Source organism: Comamonas granuli NBRC 101663, assembly GCF_000739995.1.
Classification (GTDB): domain Bacteria; phylum Pseudomonadota; class Gammaproteobacteria; order Burkholderiales; family Burkholderiaceae_C; genus Simplicispira; species Simplicispira granuli.
This window is the reverse complement of the sequence record NZ_BBJX01000002.1, coordinates 146,443-169,086: the sequence shown is the minus strand read 5'-3', so window position 1 is coordinate 169,086 and position 22,644 is coordinate 146,443. Positions and strand designations below refer to the sequence as shown.

The window sequence follows — 22,644 nt, the reverse complement described above, 5'->3', positions numbered from 1 at the left end:
AACCTCACAGAAAAAGGGGTAGAACAGCAAAGACAATGGCGATTGCAGGGCCATTTAAACCTGAGTGTGTCAGAGTGTTATTCCGTTGGCTTTTGCCAAATTCCGGCATGCTTTTGCCAAAGAGGCATTTGTTACAAAAAACATCAGGATGTGACCAAAATGTTTTTGTGTGAGGTTTTGTTTTGCGTGCGGGGCCTGCCGCCGTGAGCATGGATGTGGCGCTGGCGGGGGTTCATGTGCTCCTGGTCGATGACCGCGTAGGGGAGCTGCATGCGCTGATGGACCAGTTGGAAGCCATGGGGATGCGTGTCAGCGTGGCCAGGGATGGCTTGCAGGGGTACTACCGCGCCCTGGCGGTGGCGCCCGACGCGATACTCATGGACGTGCGCATGCCGGGCCTGGATGGTTTTGGTGCGTGCCGCCTGATCAAGACCGATCCTGCGACGGCAGCCATTCCCGTGCTGTTCCTGTCGGCAGCGGGCTCCGATGACATGCGTGTGCGCGGGCTGCAGGAAGGCGGGTCAGACTACATCGTCAAGCCCTGCGTTCCGCTGGAGGTGGCGCTGCGCCTGAGCATCCATGTGATGTTGGCGAACGCGATGCGCCATACCCTGGCCCGGCCGCCAGAGCGCCGCAGCCGCCCGCGGTTGCCGCCCACCCAGGGCCGTGCAGACGGGAGTGCGCAAGTGCACGCGGCGATGCGCTTCATTTGCCGCAACCTGACCAAGCCGCTCACGCTGCAAGGCATTGCCCAGGTGGTAGGGGTGACGGAGAAGCGTTTGGCACGCTTGTTCCAGAAGCACCTGGGGCTGTCGGTCATGGCCGCCCTGCGCGCGGAGCGCATGGAAGTTGCCAAGCGCCTGTTGCGCGATTCGCCCATGAGTGTCACGCATGTGGCGGCCAAGGTGGGCTATGCCAATCCTGCCAACTTTGCCACGGCATTTCGGGAGCAGGTGGGAGTGACGCCCTCTGTCTACCGCCTGCAGGTCCGGCGGCAAGACGGCGCGTGAGGGTGGCTGCGCTCAGTAGAGGAGCGGGCCGAGTGCGGCCCGGCGCCTGCCGAACCGGGGGTGGGAGGGAGGAAATGGGCCAGTGCGGCTGATTGGCCGCGGCCCATTCCCAGGCACCGCCGTTCTCAGGCGAGCAAGCCTTCGGCGCGCAGCGCGGCCTGCACGGCGGGGCGCTGCTCCATGCGCTGCTGGAAGGCCACGATGTTCGCATAGCCCGACAGGTCCACGCCCACGTACTGGCCCCAGCGCGAGACGGTGTAGAGGTAGGCGTCGGCCACGCTGAACTGGCCCAGCAGGTAGTCCTTGCCGGCGAGCTGCTTGTCCACCCAGGCGAAGCGGGCCTGCAGGCGCTCACGCACCTGGGGCTTGTAGTCTTCGGGCGTGCCGGGGGCGAACAGCGGGCTGTGGCCCTTGTGCAGCTCGGTGCCGATGAAGGTCAGCCACTCCTGCAGGCGGTAGCGCTCCATGCTGCCGTTGGCGGGAGCCAGGTTCTTGCCGGGCACCTGGTCGGCCAGGTACTGCACGATGGCCGGGCCTTCGCGCAGGCGCTCGCCGTTGTCCAGCTCCAGCACGGGCACATAGCCCAGCTCGTTGATGGTGTGGAAGTCCGTGCCGTCCTGCAGCTTCTTGGTCTTGGTGCTGGCGAGCACGGCGGTGAAGGGCAGGCCGGTCTCGTGCAGCACGATGTGGGGCGAGAGCGAGCAGGCGCCAGGCGAGTAGTAGAGCTTCATGGGGAGCATCCTTGGGGTGGTTGGAATATGCAAACCGCCATCGTAGGACCGGCGGCAAATTCTTGCCGGGGCAGGGGCTCAGGGTCGGGTGAGGCGTTCGAGTCGGGCCAGGTAGTGCAGGGCCTGCGTGCGCGTGCTGCCGCACATCTCGGCCGCGGGCTGGAGCTGAGCGCAGACGGCCGGGCGCGCAGGGTGGCCGAAGATGCGGCAGCGCTCGTCCTCGCCCAGTTGCACGCAGCGCACCCCCGCGGGCTTGCCCTGCGGCATGCCCGGGATGGGGGAACTGATGGACGGCGCGGTGCAACAGGCACCGCAGCCGGGGCGGCATTCCATATGCTATGGGTTTGGTAGCTGCTGGCGCTTGCCAGACAAGCGCTGGAGCCTGTTTTTCTCTTAATTTCCGTGCAGGCGCTGCGTGGCCCACAGCACCTGCTCGACCACGCCGCGCACGCGTTCGCGCTGGGCCGCATGCACCAGTGCGCCGTGTTCGTCGAACGCGCTGCCCGCCTGGCCCAGCGCGAAGGCCTGCGGCGCGAGCCAGCATTCCAGCAGCAGCAGCAGCGGTGCGAGGTGGCTTTGCGAGCGCAGGCCGCCCAGGGCGCCGGGCGAGGCGCTGAGCATGCCGACCACCTTGCCGCGGAAGGGCTTGATGCCGTCCTGCCAGGCGGGGTCGGCCTTGACGGGGCTCGATGCCCAGTCGATGGCGTTCTTCAGCAGCGCGGTGTAGCTGCCGTTGTATTCGGGCGAGCAGATGATCCAGGCCGGGTGCGCATACAGCGCCTGCTTCAGGCGCAGCACGTCGGGCGGGGTGCCGCGCGCCTCCAGGTCGGCGTTGTAGAGCGGGATGTCGAAGTCCGCCAGATCCAGCAGGGTGACCTGGGCGCCGGCCTCCTGGGCCATGCCCGCGGCGACGCGTGCCAGGCGGCGGTTGAACGATTGTTGGCGGGTGCTGCCCGCGAAAACAAGGAGTTGGGACATGCCGGGATTGGAGCACAGGCATTGCGCACGATTCCTGTACGGCGCGCAAGACCCTGGCCGGCGCCGGGCCGTGGTTTCACGTGGAACAAGGGCCACCCGGGCGGGGCGCCTGGGGGTAGTGCGGGCAAGGCCGGGGCAAAGGTGGGAAAATCGCCCCCTTGCGCCCGTTCTTTCCCTGCCCCAGCCCGACACGGGTCTGTGCGGCCCCGGAGTTTGTCATGTTGTACCCCCAGGAATTTGATGTCATCGTCGTCGGCGGCGGCCATGCCGGCACCGAGGCTGCGCTGGCCGCGGCCCGCATGGGCTGCCAGACCCTGCTGCTCACGCACAACATCGAGACGCTGGGGCAGATGAGCTGCAACCCCAGCATCGGCGGCATCGGCAAGGGTCACCTGGTGAAAGAGGTGGATGCGCTCGGCGGTGCCATGGCGCTGGCGACCGACGAGGCGGGCATCCAGTTCCGTATCCTCAACAGCAGCAAGGGCCCGGCGGTGCGCGCCACGCGCGCGCAGGCCGACCGCGTTCTCTACAAGGCTGCCATCCGCCGCATGCTGGAGAACCAGCCCAATCTCTGGCTGTTCCAGCAGGCGGTGGACGACCTGATGGTGGAGGGCGACCGCGTGGTGGGCGCCGTCACGCAGGTGGGCGTGCGCTTTCGCGGCCGTACCGTGGTGCTGACGGCTGGCACCTTCCTGGACGGCAAGATCCACGTGGGCCTGAACCACTACGCGGCTGGCCGGGCCGGGGACCCGCCGGCGGTGTCGCTCTCGGCCCGGCTCAAGGAGCTGCAGTTGCCGCAGGGGCGCCTGAAGACGGGCACGCCGCCGCGCATCGACGGGCGCAGCATCGACTTTTCCCAATGCGAAGCGCAGCCCGGCGACGGCATGCCCGGCGGCGTGAACGAAGGCGTGCTCCCCGTGTTCAGCTTCATGGGTTCGGTGGCCATGCACCCGCGCCAGGTGCCGTGCTGGATCACGCACACCAACGCGCGCACGCACGAGATCATCCGCAGTGGCTTTGATCGCAGCCCCATGTTCACCGGCCGCATCGAGGGCGTGGGCCCGCGCTACTGCCCCAGCGTGGAGGACAAGATCAACCGCTTCGCCGACAAGGACAGCCACCAGATCTTCCTCGAGCCCGAGGGGCTCACCACGCACGAGTTCTACCCCAACGGCATCTCCACCAGCCTGCCGTTCGACATCCAGTACGCCCTGGTGCGCTCCATGCGCGGGCTGGAGAACGCGCATATCCTGCGCCCGGGCTACGCCATCGAGTACGACTACTTCGACCCGCGCGCCCTCAAGAGCAGCTTCGAGACGCGCCAGATCCAGGGCCTGTTCTTCGCCGGCCAGATCAACGGCACCACGGGCTACGAGGAGGCGGCGGCGCAGGGGCTGTTTGCCGGCATCAACGCCGCGCTGCAGTGCCGGGGCGAGGGCGCCTGGCTGCCCGCGCGCGACGAGGCCTACCTGGGCGTGCTGGTGGACGACCTCATCACCAAGGGCGTGACCGAGCCCTACCGCATGTTCACCAGCCGCGCCGAGTTCCGCCTGCAACTGCGCGAGGACAACGCCGACCTGCGCCTGACCGAGACCGGCCGGCGCCTGGGCCTGGTGGATGATGCGCGCTGGGCGTCCTTCAGCCGCAAGCGCGACGCCGTGGCGCGCGAGACCGAGCGCCTCAAGACCACCTGGGTGAATCCGCGCATTCTGGAGGCGGCCGAGGCCGAGCGTGTGCTCGGCAAGGCCATCGAGCATGAATACAACCTGTTCGACCTGTTGCGCCGCCCCGATGTGGACTACGGCCGGCTCATGTCGCTGGGCGGCGGCAAGTACGCCGCGGCCGATGTTTCACGTGAAACGCTGGGCGATCTGAGTGGCCCGGTGGTGGAGCAGGTGGAGATCGCCGCCAAGTACGCGGGCTACATCGACCGCCAAAAGGACGAAGTGCAGCGCGCCGCCCACCTGGAAAAGCTGCGCCTGCCCGAGGAGCTGGACTACATGCAGGTCACGGCGCTGTCCATCGAGGTGCGGCAGACGCTGCAAAAGCACCGGCCCGAAACCCTGGGCCAGGCCTCGCGCATCTCGGGCGTGACGCCCGCGGCAATCTCGCTGCTCATGGTGCATCTGAAGAAGGGCGGCTTCAAGGGCTTCGCCCGCAGCGACGACGGGGTGGCCGCATGAGCGAGGTGCTGCTGCAGCGCCTGCGCGCGGGCGCCGAGGCGCTGGCGCTGGGGCTGGACGAGGCGCAGCTCGTCTGCCTGCTGGAGTACCTGGCGCTGCTGCAGAAGTGGAACAAGGTCTACAACCTCACGGCCGTGCGCGCCCCGCAGGAAATGCTGACCCACCATCTGCTCGATAGCCTGGCCGCCGTGGGGCCGCTGCGCCGCCATATCGCGCAGGCCGGGTGCGCGGCGCCCTTGCGCCTGCTCGACGTGGGCTCGGGCGGCGGCCTGCCCGGGGTGGTGTTCGCCATCTGCTGCCCGGGTGTGGACGTGAGCTGTGTCGATACCGTGGCCAAGAAGGCGGCCTTCATCCAGCAGGCCGCGGCGACCCTGCGCCTGCCCAATCTGCACGGCATCCATGCGCGGGTGGAGAACCTGGCCGGGCCGTTCGACGTGGTGAGCTGCCGTGCTTTTGCCTCGCTGCTGGACTTCACCGCCTGGTCGCGCGCGGCGCTGGCGCCGCAAGGCGTGTGGCTGGCCATGAAGGGCAAGCACCCGGCGGACGAGCTGGCCGCGCTGCCCCCCACGGTGCAGGTGTTTCACGTGGAACCGCTCACCGTGCCCGGACTGGATGCCGAGCGCTGCATCGTCTGGATGCGTCCGGGGGTGGGGCAGGGCGGGGCGGTCGCGTAAACTCGGACCCTCAGGCGGCCACTGCGGCGCCGCTCCCGTTTTCAGGAAACCCCCTCATGTTCGGCATCGCAGACTACGGCGCCTTCGTCGCCGCCATCGTATTGTTCCTGGCCATTCCCGGGCCGGGGAATCTGGCGCTCGTCACCTCCACCGGCAAGGGCGGGGTGCGCGGCGGCCTGGCGGCCACGCTGGGCGTGATTGCGGGCGACCAGGTGCTGATGTGGGCCGCGGTGGCCGGGGTGGCGGCCCTGCTGGTGGCCTACCCGACCGCCTTCCATGCCGTACAGTGGCTGGGCGCGGCCTACCTGGCCTGGCTGGGCTTCAAGATGCTCACGGCCAAACCCGGCGCCGCCCCCGTGCTGCATATCGAGCCGCGCCACTACTTCAAGCAGGCGGCGTTCATCACCCTGCTCAACCCCAAGGCCATCGTGTTCTACATGGCCTTTTTCCCGCTGTTCGTGGACCCGGTGCGCCACCAAGGGATGTTGACCTTCGGCGTGATGGCGGCCACCATCGCGCTGCTCACCTTTTTGTACGGCCTGGTGGTGGTGCTGCTCACGCACCACCTGGCCGAGCGCATGCGCGCCAACCCCACCATCGCCCGGGCGCTGGAAAAGCTGGCGGGCGTGTTCCTCATCGGCTTCGGCATCAAGCTGGCGGTCTCCAAGTAAAGCGGCTCTCCCATGGCAAAGATTTTTTGTGTGGCCAACCAGAAGGGTGGCGTCGGCAAGACCACCACCACGGTCAATCTGGCCGCCGGGCTGGCCAAGATCGGCCAGCGCGTGCTCATGGTGGACCTGGACCCGCAGGGCAACGCCACCATGGGCTCGGGCGTGGACAAGCGCGCTCTGGAGCTGTCGGTGTACGACGTGCTGCTCGAATCCGCCTCGGTGAACGAGGCAGCGGTGCTGTCCGAGAAATGCGGCTACCGGGTGCTGGGCGCCAACCGCGAGCTCGCCGGTGCCGAGGTGGAGCTGGTGGAACTCGAGCGCCGCGACAAGCGCCTCAAGGCCGCGCTGGCCCAGGTGGATGCCGAGTACGACTTCGTGCTCATCGACTGCCCGCCCTCGCTCTCCATGCTCACGCTCAACGGCCTGTGCTCGGCGCACGGCGTCATCGTGCCCATGCAGTGCGAGTACTTTGCGCTCGAAGGGCTGACCGACCTGGTCAACACCATCAAGCAGGTGCATGCCAACCTCAATGCCGACCTGCAGATCATCGGCCTGCTGCGCGTGATGTTCGACCCGCGCATCACCCTGCAGCAGCAGGTGAGCGAGCAGCTCAAGGGCCATTTTGGCGACAAGGTGTTCGACACCGTGATCCCGCGCAACGTGCGCCTGGCCGAGGCGCCCAGCTACGGCCTGCCCGGCGTGGTGTTCGACCCCGCAGCCAAGGGCAGCCAGGCCTTCGTGGAGTTCGCCCAGGAAATGGTGGCGCGCGTGCAGCGCATGGCGGCGCCCAAAGTTCAAGCCCAATCGGCCTCTGGCGCTTGATGGACAAGCGCCAGCAGCTATCGAATTCATAGTATGCAAGTTCCCCAGGTGTTGTTGCTGCCCGGCTGGCAGAACTCCGGCCCCGGCCACTGGCAGACCGAATGGGAGCGCCTGCACGGCGACCAGCGCGTGGAGCAGCACGACTGGATGCGCCCGCTGCGCGGCGACTGGTCCGCGCGCCTGGACGAGGTGGTGGCCGACAGCCCCGCGCCCGTGCTGCTGGCCGCGCACAGCCTGGGCTGCATCCTCACCGCCTGGTGGGCGGCGCACTCGCGCCACACGGCCAAGGTGCGCGGTGCGCTGCTGGTGGCCCCGGGCGATGTGGAGCAGGCCGACGTCGCCGCCTGGATCCCCGGCTGGGCGCCCATCGCGCGAGAGCGCCTGCCCTTTCCCGCCGTGCTGGTGGGCAGCCGCAACGACCCCTACTGCCGCCTCGAGCGCGCCCAGGTCCTGGCCGGCGACTGGGGGGCGCGCTTCGTGGACCTGGGCGCGTGCGGCCACATCAATGCCGAATCCGGCCTGGGCGCCTGGCCCGAGGGCAGGGCGCTGCTGCAAACCCTTGTGAAAGATTGAACACCATGGTCACCAAGAAACCCAAGGGCCTCGGCCGCGGACTCGAAGCCTTGCTTGGCCCCAAAGTGGCCGAGGCGACCGAGCAGGCGCAGGCCGCCACCGCCGGCCTGCCCAGCAGCCTGCGCCTGGACGACATGGTGCCCGGCATGTACCAGCCGCGCACGCGCATGGACGAGGGCGCCCTGTACGAGCTGGCCGAGAGCATCAAGGCCCAGGGCATCATGCAGCCCATCCTTGTGCGTCGCCTGGCCGAGGGCGCGCACGCTGGCAAGTACGAAATCATTGCTGGCGAGAGGCGCTTTCGCGCGGCGCGGCTGGCGGGCCTGGCCGAGGTGCCCGTGCTCGTGCGCGAGGTGCCCAACGAGGCGGCCGCCGCCATGGCGCTGATCGAGAACATCCAGCGCGAAGACCTCAACCCGCTGGAAGAGGCCCAGGGCCTGCAGCGCCTGGTCAAGGAGTTCGGCCTCACGCACGAGCAGGCCGCCCAGGCCGTGGGCCGCTCGCGCAGCGCCGCCAGCAACCTGCTGCGCCTGCTGAACCTGACCGAGCCGGTGCAGACCATGCTCATGGCGGGCGACATCGACATGGGCCACGCGCGTGCGCTGCTCGCGCTCGACCGCGCCGCGCAGATCACGGCGGGCCACCAGATTGCCGCCAAGAAGCTCTCGGTGCGCGAGGCCGAGGCGCTGGTCAAGAAGATCGGCGCCGAGTTCGCCCTCGTGCCGCAAAAGCCCAAGAAGGAAAAGTCGCGCGACATCCGGCGCGTGGAGGAAGAGCTCTCCGACCTGCTCATGGCCGAGGTGGAAGTGCGCGTGAAAAAGCGCGTCAAGCGCGCCGGCCGCGTGGAAGACATGGGCGAGCTGGCGATCCAGTTTGGGTCGCTCGACGCTTTGAACGGCTTGATCGAGCGTCTGCGCGGGCATTGAGCGGCGGCCCGGCGCGGCCCTGTGGCGCGCAGGCCACGCTCCGCACCGGGCGGGCGTGACATTGCGCACGGCCCGCGGGCATGCGTGCACGGGCACAGGTGAAAAACGGCAGGCGCAGGCCTACACTGCGCTGATACCTGCAGAAACACCTGCGCGCCGGGGCGCCGCCTTGCCGGCGCGGTGCGGCGGTTTCGGGCAGGTGTTTTTCGCACCGGAGCCACCCATGACCCATCTCCACGCCTTCGTCCGCCCGGCCGCACTGGCCGCCAGCCTGTGCCTGCTGGGCGCCGCCGTCTGCGCCCAGCCTGCCAAGGCCCCCAAGACCCAGTTGTGGATCGACCTGTCCACCGGCAGCATGGCGGGCATGCCCGAGATGGACATGCCTATGGGCGGCGGCCTCCTGGGCATGATGGGCGGCGGCCGCGCCGCGGGCATGGCCGGCCAGACCAGCTATGGCATGGCGCGCGGCATGTCCATCATGCCGCCGCGCATCATCGACATCGCGCTCTACAACAGCCTGCGCCCGGGCGTGGAGGCGCGCCAGGCCATACCGCCCGGCCTGCGCATGGGCGAGAGCCTGCCGCTGCTGCCGCCCAAGGCGCAGCCGGCCGAGCGCGCCGAGCCCGGCGATGTGCCGGAGGAATACAGCCGCGAGCAGCCCAAGGGCCGCATCCTCATCTACTGGGGCTGCGGCACCGGCGTGCGTGCCGGCCAACCGCGCGTGCTCGACCTGGCGCGCGCGCGCCCCACAGACTTTGCCCAGGCCTTTGCCGGGCGTGCCGTGCCCGAGCGCGGCGCGCGCGTGGGCCCCGGCCATGCGCTGTACCCGAACGAGCGCGCGTCCCTGGCCGTGCCCCGCGACGGCTCGCTCGTGGGCGAGCACCAGGTGCTGGGCGAGGGCGTGCCTGCCTCCATGCGCTTTGCGCTCGCCAGCGCGCAGGACCTCATGCCCCCTATCGACCTGCGCACCACGGGCCGCGTGCAGGACAGCATTGCCACCCAGTGGCAGAGCGTGCGCCATGCGCGCGCCTACTACCTGCACGCCATGGCCCAGCAGGGCGACGACATGGTGATGTGGTCCAGCGCCGAGACGCCGGACACCGGCATGGGCCTGTTCGACTACCTGCCCAACGCCACCATCGAGCGCTGGGTCAAGGAGCGCGTGCTACTGCCGGCCGAGGCCACGCAGTGCGCCATTCCCCAGGGCATCTTCGCCGCGGGCGGGCGCGATGCGGCGCCCATGCTGCGCATGATGGCCTACGGCGGCGAGAGCCACATCGTGCACCCGCCGCGCCCGGCCGATCCCAAGGCCCCCTGGACGCCCGAATGGGCCGTGCGTGTGCGCGTCAAGGCGCACACCCTGGCCATGCTGGGCGAGGAGACGGGCAGCGCCGCGCCGCGCGGCGGCCTGCGCGCAGACCCGCAGGAGTCGGCGCCCGCCCCGGCCGGCCAGCCCGCCGATGACCGCGGCGCTGCTCCCGGGCCTCTGCTCAACCCGGGCAACCTGCTGCGCGGCATTCTGGGCCGCTGAGTCCGCCGCATGCCCGTGCTGCCCCGCCCCCCCTGGCCGCTGCCCGCGTTGCTGGCGTGGGCGATGGCCTGGCTGGTCTTTACGGGCCTGCAGCGCGTGGTCTCGCCCGTGTGGGCGCTGCTCGCGGCCAGCGCCGTGGCCGTGGCCGCCAGCCTGTGGGGCAGCACCTGGTGGCGCCGCGGCCTGATCGCGGCGGGCTTTCCTCTGGCGCTGGCGCTCACGGGCTGGGCCAGCGTGCCGCCCTGGGCCTGGCTGGTGCCGCTGGGGCTGCTGCTCGTGGTCTATCCGCTCAACGCCTGGCGCGATGCGCCCGTGTTCCCCACGCCGCGCCATGCGCTGCGCGGGCTCAACACCGTGGCACCGCTGGCGCCCGGCGCCCGCGTGCTCGACGCCGGCTGCGGCCTGGGCGACGGCCTGATCGCGCTGCACAGCGTCTATCCGCATGCGCGCATCGAGGGCGTGGAGTGGAGCTGGCTGCTGCGCCTGCTGTGCGGCCTGCGCTGCCGCTGGGCGCGCGTGCGCCGCGCCGACATGTGGGCGCAGGACTGGTCGGCCTATGCGCTGGTGTATTTGTTCCAGCGGCCCGAGAGCATGGCGCGGGCCGGCGCCAAGGCGCAGGCCGAAATGCCGCCCGGCAGCTGGTTGGTGAGCCTGGAGTTCGCCGTCCCCGGCACGCTGGCGCAGGGGCAGTTGCGCCTGCCCGGCGGGCGCGTGGTCTGGATATACCGCCTGCCCCTGGCAGCAGCGGTGCGGGGCTGAGCCGTGGCGGTTGATCTCTGTGTCCCCCATCGGCGGCGCCGCGCGGCAGGGCGGTGCGGAACCGGGGTCGCTTTTTGCTACATTTGTTCCTGGCTATCGACATCCAACCACCCATTGCAGGGCAGCCAGGGGAATGCTGCAACGGGTGCTGCGTCCCTGTGGGAGGGCAGGCGGCACCACGGCATGCCCCGCCCGGAGCGCGCCTGCGCGCGGCCGGGCCCCTGCGGGCTTTGCCACCCGAGAGAACAAGGACAAGCATGACACCCTGGCACCTTTTCCCCGCGCGCCTGTGGGGCGCATTGCTGCTGGGCGCAGCACTCACCGGCTGTGCCAACATGGCCAGCCACGACAAGCTCGCCACTGAAATGCAGACGGCGGGGCAGTCTGCCGGCATTCCGGCGGCACTGGCCCGGCTGGACGCCTCGGTCACCACCGAAGAAGACAAGAAGGCCCTGCTCTACAACCTGGAGCGCGGCGAGCTGCTGCGCATGGACCGCCGCTACGAGGACAGCACGGGCGCCTTCCTGCGCGCCGACACCAAGGTCAAGGAGTGGGAGGACACCGCCAAGACCAGCCCGGAAAAACTGCTGGGCACGGTGGGCGCGGCGCTCATCAGCGAGCGCCTCAAGCCCTACGAGGGCCAGGACTACGAGAAGGTCTGGCTCACCACGCGCCTGGCGCTCAACCGCATCGCCCAGGGGGACTTCGAAAACGCCCGCGTGGACATCAAGCGCACGCACGAGCGCGAGGCCGTGATCGCCGAGTTCCGCGCCAAGGAGACCCTGGCCGCCGAGGAGGAGGCCAAGGCCAAGGGCGCCACCTCCGGCAGCAAGGAGCTCAACGGCTACCCGGTGGAGACGCTCAACGACCCCGAGGTGCTGGAGCTCAAGAACGGCTACTCCAACGCCCTGTCGCACTACCTGGCCGGCTTTCTGTACGAGGTGCTGGGCGAGTCCGGCCTGGCCGCGCCCGGCTACCGCAAGGCCATCGAGCTCAAGCCCAATACCGGCGTGCTCGAAGAGGGCCTGCGCGGCCTGGACGCACGCACCAGCTTCACCTGGAAGCGCAAGCAGCGCATGACCGACGTGCTCTTCCTCGTCGAGGCGGGCGACGCTCCGGCGCGCAAGCCCAAGGCCTTCACCCTGCCGGTGCCCACGGGCAGCGGCGTGGTGGCAGTGAGCGTGTCCTATCCGGTGATCGAGCCGTCCAACGACCCGCTGCTGGGCCAGATTTCGGTGGCGGGCTTCGACCTCAAGCTGGAAAAAGTGGTGGATGTGAACGTGATGGCGCGCCGCGCCCTCAAGGACGAAATGCCCGGCATGGTGTTTCGCGGCATGACGCGCGCCATCGCCAAGGGCGTGCTGCAGAACGAGATGCAAAAGCGCGGCGGCCTGATCGGCGGGCTGATCGCGGCTGCCGCCACCGTGGCCACCGAGCAGGCCGACGACCGCATGTGGCGCATGCTGCCGGGGCGCGTGTACGTGGCGCGCGGCTACCTGCCGCCGGGCGAGCACCGCGTGAGCATCAACGGCCGCCCGCTGCCCGAGCCCATCCAGATCGACGGCCAGTACGCCCTGGTGCCGCTGCGCATCTACCACAACAGCGTGCTCACCGGCAAAGTGGCCAGCCTGGGGCAGTTGCCCGCCATGGCGGCCGCGCCCGCAGCGGCGGCGCCCGTGGCGCCGGCCGCCGAGCCGCCCGGCACGCCCCCCAAGGCGGCCCCGCGCAGCGCGCGCAGGCCCGGTGCGGCGCCCGTCCCCAAGGCCGCGGCGCACAAGGCCGCCGTGCAGTAAGTAAACCCTGTTTGACCCAAGGAGCACCATGACCCACCGCAAGACCCTGGCCGCGCTGTGCGTGGCCGCTTTGGCCCTCGCCGGCGGCGCGCAGGCCCAGCAGCACGACCCGGCCACGCCCATTGCCGTCGCCTCCAAGGTGGCGCTGCGCGGCGAAGCCAACGACATCGCCGTGCGCGAGATCCGCATCGTGCGCAGGAACGACGTGCTCGTCGTGCAGGCCGACCTGGCCAACATGGTGCGCAGCGACCGCACCGTGTTCTACCGCTTCAAGTGGCTGGACAACGTGGGCAACCAGGTCGGCGATGGCGAATCCTGGAAGCAACTGCGCATGCTGGGCCTGGGCCAGCAGACCATCAAGAGCGTCGCGCCCCAGAGCGTGGCCACCGATTTCCGCATTGAAATGAACGTGGAGCGCTGAGCTCCGCACGAGGTACAAGCTATGAACACCCTGCAACGCAAAGCCCTGCTGCTCGCGCTCGCCGCCGGCACGCTCGCCCTGGCCGGCTGCCAGAACCTCTCCTCCCCCGTGATCCGCTTCGACCGCCAGGTCAACTACGGCGATGCCAAGGGCGTGGAGCTGGTGACCAATGAATTCGGCTCCACCGACCTGCAGATGATCGCCGAGAAGATGACCGGCAGCCTGCTGGAGACCGGCATCTTCCAGGGCCGCCCCACGGTGACCATCTCCACGGTCAAGAACAAGACCAGCGAGTACATCGACACCACCAACGTCATGAACTCCATCCAGACCGCGCTGGTCAAGTCCGGCAAGGTGCGCTTCGTGCGCTCCATCAACGAGATGCAGGCCGGCGTGGACGAGCTGCAGCGCCAGAACCAGAGCGGCCTGTACAAGCAGAACAGCACCGCCAAGATCGGCCAGATGACGGCGGCCAAGTACAGCATGGAAGGCGAGCTCACCAGCATCGTCAAGCAAAGCGCCACCACCAAGGACGTGTTCTACAAGTTCACGCTCAAGCTGTTCGACGTGCAGGAGGGCACCATCGAATGGCAGGACGAAAAAGAAATCCGCAAGACAAGCAGCCGCTGATCCAAGGACCACACCATGCAACGCAGAACCACCCTGGCCGCCGCCTGTGCGCTCGTGGCCACCACGGCACTCACCTGGGGCCTGCCCGCGCACGCCCAGCAGGGCGGGGCGGCACCTCGCATCGCCGTGACCGACCTGGCCTACTCCGAGCGCGTGTCCGAGTACTTCATGGCCGGCCAGTACCAGCGCAGCAGCCAGATGAGCGCGCAGGGCAGCCACAGCGGCGGCTACAGCCATGGGCCCTACAGCGGCGCGGGTTCGCACTCCAGCCAGGGCTCCATGCAGGCCTCCGAGCAGGCCAGCGGCACCTTCGTCGCGGGGCGCTACAGCTACATCGAGCAGCGCGAGCTGGGCGGCTACACCAACGACATCAAGGGCGCCATCCTGCAGGGCACCTACTTCAAGCTGGTGCAGGGCCGGGGTTTTGACGGCGGGACGCCCCAGCCCAGCAAGGCCGAGCAGGTCCTCAACCAGGTGCAGGGCGGCAAAATGGCCCAGCCCGTGCGCCAGCCCGACGTGAAGGCCATCATCACCCGCATCCAGAAGGGCGAGTTCAAGGGCGCGGACTACGTGCTCTTCGGCGTGGTCTCCAGCATCGACTTCACCGACGCGCTCTCGCCCCTGCAGGGCACGACCAGCGCCACGCGCCAGTACGGCCTGCAACTGCTGGCCGACTTCTCGCTCATCAACACCAAGACCTACGAGATCAAGGCCGCGTTCTCGGCCCAGGGCGCAGGCAACGACACCAAGATCCTCTCCATCCGCGGCGACATCGCCCCGCCCAACCGCGCCAAGGTCATGAAGGAAACCTCGCTGAGCCTGGCGCAGGACGTGTACCAGCAGCTCGTCACGCAACTGGGCTACACCGACGCCAACCTCTCGCGCGGCGTGCGGCCCGAGCCGCCGCCCCTGCAGGGCGGCCAGCCCTACCCGCAGGCGCCCCAGCCCGCGGCGCCGCAGCCGCAGGAGCAGGTCATCATCCTGCGCTGACCCGCGCCGTGCGCATGCGCCCCCCCGAGCGGCGCAGGCCGCCCCGACAGGCCCGGCGCGTGGGGGCCTGGACGCTGTGCGCCAGCCTGCTCCTGGCCGGATGCGCGCAGCCCGTCTCCCGGCCTCCCGGCGGCGCTGCGCTGGCGCCGCCCTGGGCGCTGCAGGCCCTGCCCGGCAGCGAAGCGGGCACCCGCCTGTGGGCGCTGGAGCGTGCGGCGCGCGTGCCACCGCTGCGCTACCGCGTGCTCGTCATCCCCGGATCGGGCTGCGCGGGCCTGGCCCCCCTGGCCGAGCGCTACTTTGCCGGGCTGCTGCACGCCGAGGTGCTGGTGCTGCACAAGCGCGGCGTGCACCCCCTGGACCGCACGCCGCCGGACCAATGCCCGGCCCGCTTCGTGCAGGCCGATGCGCTCTCCACCTGGCGGGCCGACGCCCGGGCCGCGCTGCAGGCCTGGGCCGCCCGGCCGGGCCGCGCCGATGCCGTGCCCACCGTGCTCGTGGGCATTTCCGAGGGCGGGGAGCTGCTGCCCCATCTGGCGCCGCAGGTGCCGCGCCTGGCCGGCCTGGTGCTGCTGTCCGCCAGCGGCCTGGACCCGCGCGACGCCGCGCACCTGCAGGCGCAGCGCCAGGGTGCGCAGGCCGCCTGGCAGGCGCTGGAGCAGGCCCAGGACGGGCCGCAGCCGGATACCGCGGTGGTGCAGGGCCGCAGCCTGCGCTACTGGCGCGCCCTGTGGCACTGGCGCGTGGCCCAGCCGCTCATCGACGGGCCCTGGCCCCTGTGGCAGGTGTGGGGCGACGCGGATGCGCTGGTGCCGCCCACCGCCTACGAACGCTTTGCTGCGCAGGCGCAAAGCCGCACGGCCCCGTTTTGCAGCCACCGCCTGCCGCAGGCCGACCACGGCCTGCAGTCGCCGCAGGGCGACGGCGTGCAGTGGCTGTGGGCGCGCCTGGAGCAATGGGCCCGCCAGCCGGCGCAGGGCTGGTGTGCGCCGCGATCCTAGGCGCCACCCGATGGAGGCACGCGCTTACTTCCGGGAGCGCGCAGGATCGGTCTCGTTCATCTTGCGGCGAACGACGACCGCAAAGCCCAGAATGCCGCTGATCATCATGGCAATGCCGATGATGCTCATGAGCCCGTAGTCGGTGGAGAAGAGGTCGGAGAGCGCTTTCATGGGGTTCCCTGTCAAACACACATTTTGTTTAGGGTCATTGTGGCCGGGTTGCCGTGCGGCGCCTTGATGAGGGTCAAACAATAACCATGGTCGCAATAGGCCCTCCGGCCCGCAGGGCAGGGCGGGCGGCGCGCAGGACGGGCTCTTGCACAAGCGTCTAAGATCGCCGCCATGACCACCGCCACCGCCTCCGCACCCATTCCGCTGCGCCAGGACGCGCACACCATCGCGCTCATCGGGCTGGCGCACGGCACCTCGCATTTCTTCCACATGCTGCTGCCGCCGCTGTTTCCGTGGTTCATCCGTGAGTTCGGCCTGAGCTACTCCGAGCTGGGCATGCTGGTGTCGGTGTTCTTCATCGTCTCGGGCGTGGGCCAGGCGCTGGCCGGCTTCGTGGTCGACCGCGTGGGCGCGCGCCCGGTGCTGTTCCTGGCGCTGGGCTGCTTCGTGCTGGCCGGACTGGCCGCGGGCCTGGCGCAGGGCTATGCGGGGCTGGTGCTGGCCGCGGCGCTGGCCGGGCTGGGCAACGCGCCCTTCCACCCGGTGGACTTCACCATCCTGAACAAGCGCGTCTCGCCCGCGCGCCTGGGCCATGGCTTCTCGGTGCACGGCATCAGCGGCAACCTGGGCTGGGCGGCGGCGCCGGTATTCTTGGCGGGCATTGCCAGCGCCACCGGCGCCTGGCGCACGGCCGCCCTGGCGGCGGCCGTGCTGGCCGCAGCGGTGCTGGTGCTGCTCCTGTGGCAGCGCAGCGCCATCGACGACCGCCACGGCGCGCGCGCCGGCCAGGCCCACGCGCCGGGCGCCCAGGCCGGCGAGCACCCCATGGCCTTTCTGCGCCTGCCCTCGGTGTGGCTGTGCTTTTCCTTCTTCTTCTGGAGCACCTGCGCCCTGAGCGCCATCCAGAGCTTTGCCAGCCCGGCGCTGCAGCAGATGTACGGTCTGCCGCTCAGCGCCACGGCCCTGGTGGTCACGGGCTACATGCTGTGCGGCGCGGCGGGCATGGTCGTGGGCGGCTTTCTGGTGAGCCGCGTCGCCCGGCTGGAGAAGATCATTGCCATCTGCCTGCTGGCCTCGGCGGCGCTGCTGGTGCTGGTGGGCAGCGGCGTGCTGCCCGGCATGGCGGCCCTGGCCGTGGCCGCGCTCGCCGGGCTGGGCACGGGGCTGGCAGGCCCCTCGCGCGACATGCTCATCAAGCAGGCCGCGCCACCCGGCGCCACCGGCCGCGTCTACGGCACGGTGTATTCGGGACTGGACATCGGCTTTGCCCTGGCCGCCCCGGTGTTCGGCGCCCTGCTGGACCACGGCCAGACGGGCGGTATCTTCCACGGCTCGGCCCTGGCCCTGGCGCTGGGCGTGGTGTCGGCGGCGCTGGTCGGCGGCGGCGTGGCGGCGCGCAAAGGGCGCTGAGCCCGCGCGCCGCGCGCAGGCCGCCTCACGGCGTGGGCCGCGGGCGCTCGAAGCGCTGCTCGGTCACCCGCGTGCCCCAGCGCGACCCCGCCGCCTCGTGCACCAGCCGGAAGCCGCACGACTCGTACAAATGCCGCGCCGCGTGCAGGCCGGCAAACGTCCACAGGGACACCTTGCGGTAACCGCAGGCGTCGGAAAAATCCAGCGCCCGCTGCAGCAACTGCCGGCCCGTGCCCCGGCCGCGCAGCGCATCGGAGACGATGAACCAGCGCAGGTGCGCGCCGGCATCGGCCGCCTGCGCGCCATCCAGCGCCACCGAACCCTCGATGCGCCCCTCCTCCTGCGCCAGCCAGAGCCCGTCGCGGCCACTGTGGTACGCCAGGCAGAACGCGCTGAGCTCGCTTGCCACCAGGGCCTCGAAGGCCACGCCGAACTGGTGGCTGGCGGCATAGTAGTGGGCGTGCAACTGGGCAATGCGGCCTATGCAGCCCGGTGCGTAGCCTTCGGTGATGCGGGTGTCCATGGTGCTGCTGACCAGTGTATTGGCGAAACAGCATCCCGGAAATAGGCGTTGACGGCACAGAGCGATAGGCAGCGGGTGCTGCAAGCGAGCGCGGTAATGCGCCCACGCTCCCATCACCAGAGAATCACCGCGCTACACAGGTCGCAGCAGGCCTGGAGTTTGTGAGCTCACTGGGGCAAGCTTTCAGCGTCCCGAATCGCCGGCTGAGCCGGTCCATCAAGCCTGCAACTCCACCTGGCAGGATGAATACGAACAGAATCAGCACGATACCGTACACGGCCGCGGGTGCCGCCTTGGATATGTTTTCGGCGAGGGAGGGCACGAACATGATGAACGCCGCTCCGTAGAACGCGCCGGCGATGGTGGCGAGACCGCCAACCACGATGCCCACCAGCAGCGAGATCGAGAGAAACACTGTGAAAGAGTCGGGGGCGACAAATTGCACTGCAATCGCTGACAGCGCACCGCCAATACCGGTATACATAGCGGAAAAACCGAAGACCGTCGCCTTGTAGTGACGATTGTCGATACCCATGGTTTCCGCCGCCAACGGGTTGTCGCGGATCGCGATCATGGCGCGGCCGATTCCGCTGCGCAGCAGATGGTGGGCCAGCCAGAACATCAGCAGCACCACCCCCAGCGCAAACAGGTACAGCCACTGGTCAGGGGTCAGTGGAAGTCCGAATGGCGCATCCGGCTTCATCAAAACGATGCCTTGCACGCCGCCAGTCCAGACCTCCAAATGCTTGTACTTCAGCAACTGCGGCAGCGCGACGCCGAGCGCAAAGGTGGCGAGTGCCAAGTACAGACCCTCAAGCTTTAGCGCCGGCAAGCCAAACAGATACCCAACCAGCAAGCAGATTCCTGCTGCCGCCGGAATCGTGGCCCAATACGGCAGGCCGGCACTGTCCATGAGGATCGCCGCCGTGTACGCACCCATTGCAAAGAAGGCGCCGTGGCCGAGGGAGATTTGCCCGTTGTAGCCGGTCAGGATATTCAGCCCGAGCAATGCCACCGCATATGACAGCATCATGGTGGCCTGGAACAGGAAGTAGTCCTTGACGAGGAACGGGAAAACCAATGCCGTCAGCAGCGCTGGCAACAGTATCCAGCCAGACCTGGTCAGGCCACGCCGGATGGGTGCGGCAGCGAGGGGCGCAAGTGTATCGATGGACATGGCTCAGACCTTGGTCACGATGGTTTTTCCGAGGATGCCGGAAGGACGCACGATCAGCACAGCGACGATCAGCACCAGTGCCACCGACAACTTCAATTCAGTGCCGACCACGTAGGTGCCGATGAGGTTTTCCAGCAAGCCCACCACAAAGCCGCCGAGGACGGCGCCTGCCGGGCTGTCGATGCCGCCGATCAGCGCTGCGGCAAAGGCATACAGCAGAATGCCGCTCATCATGTTGGGATCAAGAAACACCACTGGTGCCACCATCATGCCGCCGATCGAGCCGATTGCACCGGCCAGTCCCCAGCCGAGCATCAGCATATGGTTGACGTTGATACCGACCAAGCGGGAGGAGGCTGGATTCTGTGCTGCCGCCCGCATCGCCAGCCCGAGCGGGGTATAGCGGAAGAACAGGAACAGCACGGTCATCACCATCAGCGTGACGCCGATTGCCCCCACCTCATGCGGCGTCATGAAGGCGCTTCCGTACCACGCGTCGGGAGGAAACGGGCTAGGGAACTGTTTGATGGTGTAGCCGAACAGCCAGCCGGCCAGGCTGTTGAACAGCACCATCAGGCCGATGAAAACCACCACCACCGACAGCATCGGTGCCTGCCGCATGGGCCGGATTACCGCCACTTCGATCAGGGCGCCGAGTGCAAACGAGAGCGCGACCGTGGCAGCGAAGGCAATCCAGTACGGTACCCCGGCCTGGATCATCATCCAGGCTAGGAAGGTCGAAAACATCGCCATTTCGCCCTGGGCGAAATTCACGTGATGGGTGGATTGGTAAATCATCACCAGCGCCAGCGCAATGCTCGCGTAGATGCCGCCGGTAGCCAGGCCGGAAAGGACTTGATGCAGCAAGGCTTCCATGGGTTCATGCCCCTCCAAGGTAGACGCGGCGGACCGTGTCGTTGTCGCGGATGTCCCGCGGCGTGCCGTGCAGGGCGATGCGTCCGGTTTCCAGCAGGTAGATCGAGTCGGCCACTTCCAGCGACAGCATGGCGTTTTGTTCAACCAGCAGGATGGAGACCTTTTCCTCCTGGTTGATGCGTTTCATGATCTCGAAGATGTCACGCACGACCAGCGGTGCCAGGCCGAATGAGGGTTCGTCCAGCAGCAACAGACGTGGCCGCAGCATCAGCGCGCGGCCGATCGCCAGCATCTGCTGTTCGCCGCCGGACATGGTGCCGGCCTGCTGCAAACGGCGCTCCTTCAGGCGCGGAAAGTAGCTGTAGATGCGTTCGAAATCGGCCGCTACCGCGGCCTTGTCACGTCGCAGGTAGGCCCCCAGTCGCAGGTTTTCCTCGGTCGTCAGTGCCTGAAAGGTACCGCGCCCGTCCGGCACATGGGCAATGCCCAGGCGCACGATCTCTTCCGTTGATTTGCCTTCGATGCGGGTGCCGCCGAGCTGGATCGAGCCTGCAGTTTTGACCATCACCTGGCACAGTGCGCGCAGGGTGGTGGTCTTGCCCGCGCCATTGGCGCCCAGCAGCGCCGTAATCGATCCCTCCTCGATCTGGAGGTCGATGCCTTGCAATACCTCGTTCGCGCCGTAGGCGGCGCGCAATTCCTTGACTTCAAGCAGCGGCACGCTCACCCCCGAGATAGGCCTGAATGACTTCGGGGTGGCGGCGCACCTCGGCCGGCGTGCCATCGGCGATCTTGCGGCCGAAGTTGAGCACCACCACCTTGTCGGAAATACCCATCACCAGGTTCATTTGGTGTTCAACCAGCAAGACAGTGATGCCCAGGTGGTCGCGGATATTGCGGATCAGTTCCCCCAGCCTCCCCACCTCTTCATGGTTGAGACCGCAAGCCGGTTCGTCGAGCAGCAGCAGTTTCGGCTGGGCCGCGAGCGCCCGCGCCAACTCGACCCGTTTCTGAGACCCGAACGGCAGGTCTGCGACCGGCCGTCCGGCGACCGCGCCCAGGTCGAGGAAATCGATCAATTCGCGCGCGCGTTCCTGCGCTGTCGCCTCGATCCGGGCGGCGCCCGGCAGGCGCAGCGTGGCCCGCAGGAAGCCGACCTGGTGCCGGCTGTGGCAACCGACCAGCACGTTGTCAATGACGCTCATGCTTTTGAACAACGCAAGGTTCTGGAAGGTGCGGCCTATGCCCGTCACCGCCATCCGGTGGCGCGGCAAGGTGGAGATCGGCTGGCCGTCGAAGGTGATGCTGCCGCTACCGCACTCGTAGATCCGTGACAGGCAGTTGAACAAGGTACTCTTGCCGGCGCCGTTCGGCCCGATCAGGCTGCAGATGTGGCCGGACTCGACCTCGAATGACAATTGATCGAGGGCGACGATGCCGCCGAAACGCACCGATACACCTTCGACCGCCAGCAGTGGCCGGCCTTCGTTGTGGCTGGGATGGGTTGACATGCAGGCACTCTCGTTTCAGGAGCAGGAGCAGGAGCAGGAGCGGGTATGGAAGAGGTGCCTGCCTATTCGCCGATGACGGAGCCGAGTGGCTCGTAGGCGGTGCCGTTGAAACGGATCAATTGCATGCCTTCGATCGGGTAGAAGTCGTTCGCCGAGGTTTTCACCTTGATCCCTGGATAGAGCATCGGCAAGCTCATGTCGAGGCTCGCGGCTTCCTTCATCAGGTTGGCGCGCGTCAGGTTGTCACCGGCCTGCGTTAAGGTTTGCACCAGCGTTTGCGCCATGGAGTAGCCGATGACGTTCAGGGTGTCGGCCGCTTCGCCATCGGGGAAATGGCTTTTCATGAATGCGAAGTAATCCTTGTACTCCTTGGTGCTTTGCCAGCGTGGATCCATGGGATCGCGTATGTAGGCGGCGGAAATGATGCCGGTGGAATTCTCCAGTCCTGCCGGCTTCAATACCGCCGTCGCCGAATTGGCCACGTTGGACAAATACTGCTTCGGCTTCCAGCCGATATCGGCTGCCTTGCGGATTGCCAGCGCCGCAAACTTCGGTGAAGTGACGTTGAGGAAAGTGTCGGCGCCGGACGCCTTGAGAGTGACGATCTGGCTGTCCACGCTGGGGTCGCTGACCTCGTAGGTCGCCTGGGTCACCACCATGCTCTTGGCCTTGTCGCCAAGGCCGTCCATCAGGCCCTTGACCATGTCTTTGCCGTAGTCATCGTTCTGGGACAGGATGGCGATCTTGGCCTTGGGGTTGTCAGCCAGGATATGACGGGCGTAAATCTGCGCCTCGTTCAGGTAGCTGACATTCCAGGCCATGGTCCAAGGGTAGGTCTTGTAGTCGCCCCATTGGGCGCCGGAACTGACGAACAGTTGCGGCACTTTTTTCGCGTTCAGGTATTTCCGGACGGCGGTGTTCGTCGGCGTGCCCAGTGGCGCGAAGATGGCCAGAACTTCTTCTTGCTCCACCAGCTTGCGCACTTGCTCGACTGCGCGCGGTGGGCTGTAGCCGTCATCCAGCGACAGGAACTTGATCTTGCGGCCGTTGATGCCGCCTTCGGCGTTGATCTTGTTGAAGTAAGCGTTGGCCGCCTTGAGTACGGTGCCGTAGGCGGAGGCCGGGCCGGAATAAGGAGCGATGTTGCCGATCTTGATTTCGGTGTCACTGGCGCCAGTGTCATACTTTTTTTGCGCGTGGGCGCCGATGCTCATACCGGCCAAGGCAATGGTGGCTATGGATGTCGCCAATGCCCGGGATTGTGTAAAACGCATGCTGATCTC

General features: G+C 68.1%; 25 protein-coding genes. 15 read left to right on the top strand and 10 right to left on the bottom strand.

Annotation, left to right across the window (positions count from 1 at the left end):
• Positions 1–209: 209 nt before the first annotated feature.
• Positions 210–1,010, top strand: a complete 801-nt coding sequence (locus CGR01S_RS02520; protein WP_042422058.1) for a response regulator transcription factor — start codon at positions 210–212, stop codon at positions 1,008–1,010.
• A gap of 125 nt (positions 1,011–1,135) precedes the next feature.
• On the opposite strand, the gene gstA is transcribed toward CGR01S_RS02520, so the two are convergent.
• The 3 genes from gstA to CGR01S_RS02505 all read right to left on the bottom strand — a co-directional run bounded on the left by gstA (position 1,136) and on the right by CGR01S_RS02505 (position 2,719).
• Positions 1,136–1,741, bottom strand: coding sequence for a glutathione transferase GstA (gene gstA, locus CGR01S_RS02515; RefSeq protein ID WP_042422057.1), 606 nt, complete (start codon positions 1,739–1,741; stop codon positions 1,136–1,138).
• A gap of 78 nt (positions 1,742–1,819) precedes the next feature.
• Positions 1,820–2,074, bottom strand: coding sequence for a YkgJ family cysteine cluster protein (locus CGR01S_RS02510; protein ID WP_042422056.1), 255 nt, complete (start codon positions 2,072–2,074; stop codon positions 1,820–1,822).
• Between the two features lie 60 nt (positions 2,075–2,134).
• Entirely contained in the window at positions 2,135–2,719 is a 585-nt protein-coding gene (locus tag CGR01S_RS02505; RefSeq protein WP_042422055.1) for an NADPH-dependent FMN reductase, read from the bottom strand.
• Between the two features lie 218 nt (positions 2,720–2,937).
• Here CGR01S_RS02505 and mnmG point away from each other — a divergent pair, with 218 nt between their 5' ends.
• The 13 genes from mnmG to CGR01S_RS02440 all read left to right on the top strand — a co-directional run bounded on the left by mnmG (position 2,938) and on the right by CGR01S_RS02440 (position 15,693).
• Positions 2,938–4,902, top strand: coding sequence for a tRNA uridine-5-carboxymethylaminomethyl(34) synthesis enzyme MnmG (gene mnmG / locus CGR01S_RS02500; protein WP_042422053.1), 1,965 nt, complete (start codon positions 2,938–2,940; stop codon positions 4,900–4,902).
• Positions 4,899–5,576, top strand: coding sequence for a 16S rRNA (guanine(527)-N(7))-methyltransferase RsmG (rsmG, locus tag CGR01S_RS02495; protein WP_042422050.1), 678 nt, complete (start codon positions 4,899–4,901; stop codon positions 5,574–5,576). Before mnmG ends, rsmG begins: the two co-directional genes overlap by 4 nt.
• 56 nt (positions 5,577–5,632) lie before the next feature.
• The gene (locus CGR01S_RS02490) at positions 5,633–6,247 is read left to right on the top strand and encodes a LysE family transporter (RefSeq protein WP_042422049.1); all 615 of its coding nucleotides are present in this window, start codon (positions 5,633–5,635) and stop codon (positions 6,245–6,247) included.
• A 12-nt stretch (positions 6,248–6,259) separates the two neighbouring features.
• Positions 6,260–7,069, top strand: coding sequence for a ParA family protein (locus tag CGR01S_RS02485; RefSeq protein WP_042422047.1), 810 nt, complete (start codon positions 6,260–6,262; stop codon positions 7,067–7,069).
• A 33-nt stretch (positions 7,070–7,102) separates the two neighbouring features.
• Positions 7,103–7,642 carry an RBBP9/YdeN family alpha/beta hydrolase gene (locus CGR01S_RS02480; RefSeq protein ID WP_042422045.1) on the top strand — a complete coding sequence of 180 codons (540 nt, stop codon included), beginning with the start codon at positions 7,103–7,105 and terminating at the stop codon, positions 7,640–7,642.
• Positions 7,643–7,647: 5 nt separating this feature from the next.
• Positions 7,648–8,568, top strand: a complete 921-nt coding sequence (locus CGR01S_RS02475) for a ParB/RepB/Spo0J family partition protein (protein WP_042422330.1) — start codon at positions 7,648–7,650, stop codon at positions 8,566–8,568.
• A gap of 223 nt (positions 8,569–8,791) precedes the next feature.
• A complete protein-coding gene (locus CGR01S_RS02470; RefSeq protein WP_042422043.1) occupies positions 8,792–10,099 on the top strand; it encodes a hypothetical protein in 1,308 nt (435 codons plus the stop codon).
• A gap of 9 nt (positions 10,100–10,108) precedes the next feature.
• Complete coding sequence (locus CGR01S_RS02465) at positions 10,109–10,858, top strand: class I SAM-dependent methyltransferase (protein WP_042422041.1); 750 nt, start codon at positions 10,109–10,111, stop codon at positions 10,856–10,858.
• A 257-nt stretch (positions 10,859–11,115) separates the two neighbouring features.
• On the top strand, positions 11,116–12,651 hold the full coding sequence (locus tag CGR01S_RS02460) for a COG3014 family protein (RefSeq protein ID WP_042422039.1): 1,536 nt from the start codon (positions 11,116–11,118) through the stop codon (positions 12,649–12,651).
• Between the two features lie 28 nt (positions 12,652–12,679).
• Positions 12,680–13,072: a YcfL family putative periplasmic lipoprotein gene (locus tag CGR01S_RS02455; RefSeq protein ID WP_042422037.1), complete on the top strand. Its 393-nt coding sequence runs from the start codon at positions 12,680–12,682 to the stop codon at positions 13,070–13,072.
• Positions 13,073–13,093: 21 nt separating this feature from the next.
• Entirely contained in the window at positions 13,094–13,702 is a 609-nt protein-coding gene (lpoB, locus tag CGR01S_RS02450) for a penicillin-binding protein activator LpoB (protein WP_042422034.1), read from the top strand.
• 15 nt (positions 13,703–13,717) lie between these two features.
• Complete coding sequence (locus CGR01S_RS02445) at positions 13,718–14,692, top strand: YfdX family protein (protein WP_042422032.1); 975 nt, start codon at positions 13,718–13,720, stop codon at positions 14,690–14,692.
• Between the two features lie 14 nt (positions 14,693–14,706).
• Positions 14,707–15,693, top strand: a complete 987-nt coding sequence (locus tag CGR01S_RS02440; RefSeq protein ID WP_084690529.1) for an alpha/beta hydrolase — start codon at positions 14,707–14,709, stop codon at positions 15,691–15,693.
• 24 nt (positions 15,694–15,717) lie between these two features.
• Here CGR01S_RS02440 and CGR01S_RS16290 read toward each other — a convergent pair whose 3' ends face one another.
• Positions 15,718–15,864 (bottom strand): DUF3149 domain-containing protein, encoded by a 147-nt coding sequence (locus CGR01S_RS16290; protein ID WP_084690528.1) that lies wholly within the window; start codon positions 15,862–15,864, stop codon positions 15,718–15,720.
• Positions 15,865–16,035: 171 nt separating this feature from the next.
• On the opposite strand from CGR01S_RS16290, the gene CGR01S_RS02435 reads away from it, so the two are divergent.
• Entirely contained in the window at positions 16,036–17,274 is a 1,239-nt protein-coding gene (locus CGR01S_RS02435) for an MFS transporter (RefSeq protein WP_042422028.1), read from the top strand.
• A 25-nt stretch (positions 17,275–17,299) separates the two neighbouring features.
• On the opposite strand, the gene CGR01S_RS02430 is transcribed toward CGR01S_RS02435, so the two are convergent.
• The 6 genes from CGR01S_RS02430 to CGR01S_RS02405 form a co-directional block, all read right to left on the bottom strand.
• Positions 17,300–17,797, bottom strand: a complete 498-nt coding sequence (locus CGR01S_RS02430) for a GNAT family N-acetyltransferase (protein ID WP_052382481.1) — start codon at positions 17,795–17,797, stop codon at positions 17,300–17,302.
• Between the two features lie 124 nt (positions 17,798–17,921).
• On the bottom strand, positions 17,922–18,974 hold the full coding sequence (locus CGR01S_RS02425; protein ID WP_084690527.1) for a branched-chain amino acid ABC transporter permease: 1,053 nt from the start codon (positions 18,972–18,974) through the stop codon (positions 17,922–17,924).
• 3 nt (positions 18,975–18,977) lie between these two features.
• A complete protein-coding gene (locus CGR01S_RS02420; RefSeq protein WP_042422026.1) occupies positions 18,978–19,850 on the bottom strand; it encodes a branched-chain amino acid ABC transporter permease in 873 nt (290 codons plus the stop codon).
• A 4-nt stretch (positions 19,851–19,854) separates the two neighbouring features.
• Positions 19,855–20,565: an ABC transporter ATP-binding protein gene (locus CGR01S_RS02415; protein WP_439644719.1), complete on the bottom strand. Its 711-nt coding sequence runs from the start codon at positions 20,563–20,565 to the stop codon at positions 19,855–19,857.
• Positions 20,558–21,361, bottom strand: coding sequence for an ABC transporter ATP-binding protein (locus CGR01S_RS02410; protein WP_042422023.1), 804 nt, complete (start codon positions 21,359–21,361; stop codon positions 20,558–20,560). Before CGR01S_RS02410 ends, CGR01S_RS02415 begins: the two co-directional genes overlap by 8 nt.
• Positions 21,362–21,423: 62 nt before the next feature.
• Positions 21,424–22,635, bottom strand: a complete 1,212-nt coding sequence (locus CGR01S_RS02405) for an ABC transporter substrate-binding protein (protein WP_042422020.1) — start codon at positions 22,633–22,635, stop codon at positions 21,424–21,426.
• Between the last annotated feature and the right edge of the window lie 9 nt (positions 22,636–22,644).